We start from the raw sequence: 2,191 nt of genomic DNA on the forward strand, positions 1-2,191 counted from the left end.
CATCGTCTTCATGACGTTTCCTTCAGCGGTTGGGCCGTCCTTTAATTGACGGCAGCCACACGGGCTGCCGTCCTTATGCGTTGTGCCGGATGGCGCTGGAGGCGCAGTGCCGGCGGTCTCACCTCAGTCCTTAAGAAGCGCTTCCATAGCTGCGGCAATCCTCGCGAGTGCAAGAACGTAGGCGGCCTTGCGCAGGGTGATCTTCTTGTCTCGCGCATATGCGCAAACGGCGTCGGTTTGCTTTTCCATTGTTGTCTTCAGCCGCGTATGAACCTCGTCGAGAGTCCAGGATTGGCCCTGGCGGTTCTGGACCCATTCGTAGAACGAGACCGTAACGCCACCAGCGTTCGCGAGGATATCGGGAAGGATTAAGACGTTCCTGGCCTCGAGGATCTCGTCGGCCTCCAGAGTGATCGGGCCGTTGGCGAGTTCGATAATAAGCGGGGCCCTTATGCTTCCCGCGTTGCCCTTGTGGACCGTGTTTTCCACGGCTGCCAAGACGAGGACGTCGCAATCGCTCGCAAGGAGCTCGTCGCCAGAAATTTCCGACACACCAGCTGAACCTGCCACGCTGGTGACGCTTTCGCCGTGGCGCTTGGCGGCACGCAGTTCGCTGACGTCGAGACCAGCCGGGGCATGGACCGCACCTTTAGAGTCCGAGACCGACACGATCAAGTTTCCATCGTCGGCCAACAGCTGCGCCATGTGTTGGCCAGCATTGCCAAATCCCTGGATCGCCACCCGTGCTCCATGCTTCAAACCGAGAGCGTCGGCTTTGTATCGCGTGATGTAATAGGCCCCGCGGGCTGTCGCATCGTCGCGCCCGAGCGAGCCGCCAAGGGCGACGGGCTTGCCGGTAATCACCTCTGGCGTCTTCTTGCCGACAATGGTGCTGTATTCGTCCATCATCCACGCCATTGTCGTTTCATTGGTGCCGACATCAGGCGCTGGGACGTCTCGGGTTGGGCCAATGATATGTGCGAAAGCCCGGATGTAGGCGCGTGCGAGACGTTCAAGTTCCGTGTTGGAGAGGCTGCGAGGCTCCACCTTCACGCCCCCTTTGGCGCCGCCAAAAGGCAGGTTCATCACGGCACACTTCGAGGTCATCATTAGTGCAAGCGCCGTCACTTCATCGGCGTTCACATCCGGATGGAAGCGGATGCCGCCCTTCGTCGGGCCGCGGCTATCGTCATGGCGACAGCGCCACGCCAGAAAAGACTTGATCGAGCCGTCGTCCATGCGGATCGACAGGCGCGCCTGCGTCATCTCGAGTGCGAGTTTAAGCTTTTCGAGAACACCAGGATCAAGATCCACGTACTCGGCTGCTTCAATGAGGCGCTTTACGGTATTGTCAAAAAGGGATGCCATCGGCGTGTTGCTTTCACGAACGTCGGGATCAAGATCCCGGTGCATGGCTGAATCCAAAAGGGATTGGAGGATATCTTCAAGACGGGGCTTCATTGATGTCTTCCTTTCTTGCTGTCTCGGTTGTCCTAGCACTCGTCGTGCCAGGCCGATGGCGCGCTGATTAACCTAGGGATTTCGGATCAATCCGCTTTCGCCAGGGGTCCCAGCGCGACAGCTTTGTCGGATTTGCGACGAGGGTGTCTGGTGCGCCCGGTCGGTCGCAACATGTGCCTCGCAGCCCATGAGCTTTTGGCGACCGTTGCGCGCTAACCTTCTTTGCACCGCGGCTGAACACCTCTTTCGGGCCTGGGAGTACAGGTGATGTTTTCTTAAACCGGGAGTAAACTTGTCCAAGGTATGGCCCCCATGTGGCGTAGTCCGCTTTTCCAAACACCCAGTTCCCACGCGAAGCAGGCATTATTTCTTCCTTTCCGTATTCGAACCGACCGAGGTGATGCCGCGACTGGTTTTCACGAGAACAATTTTCAAGCGTCGTGCCAATTGAGCTGATTGATGGGGCAGAACGAAAGTGCCTGCTGCTGCAAACACTTAGGGGGATAAAATACCCGGACGAAGAGTCCTAAAGCGTGTCACGAAGCCGGACAAAGTTGACGACAATGTCGCACATCTGTAGTGATGTTCCGGAAGAGGCCGCGGAATAGAAGCGCCAATGCGCAAGCACTTCTTGGCCGAATGAGCCGCACTTGATGCAAATGCCGGCAATGGAAAGCGGCGCGGTGCTTTAGCGAAATCGTTTGCGGTTAAAAATCTCGCAAGCAGTGTT

Annotated in this window: 1 protein-coding gene; it reads right to left on the bottom strand. The window is 57.5% G+C overall.

Going from position 1 to position 2,191, the window contains the following annotated elements:
* Window positions 1-123: 123 nt before the first annotated feature.
* On the bottom strand, window positions 124-1,368 hold the full coding sequence (locus OS035_RS33360) for a Glu/Leu/Phe/Val family dehydrogenase (protein WP_331815638.1): 1,245 nt from the start codon (window positions 1,366-1,368) through the stop codon (window positions 124-126).
* Between the last annotated feature and the right edge of the window lie 823 nt (window positions 1,369-2,191).

The organism is Rhizobium sp. 268, from assembly GCF_036571585.1.
Taxonomy (GTDB): domain Bacteria; phylum Pseudomonadota; class Alphaproteobacteria; order Rhizobiales; family Rhizobiaceae; genus Rhizobium; species Rhizobium redzepovicii.

Bases quoted from the DNA above. Each gene is read 5' to 3' on its own strand.
- OS035_RS33360 (WP_331815638.1), bottom strand. From the start codon at position 1,368: ATGGCATCCCTTTTTGACAATACCGTAAAGCGCCTCATTGAAGCAGCC.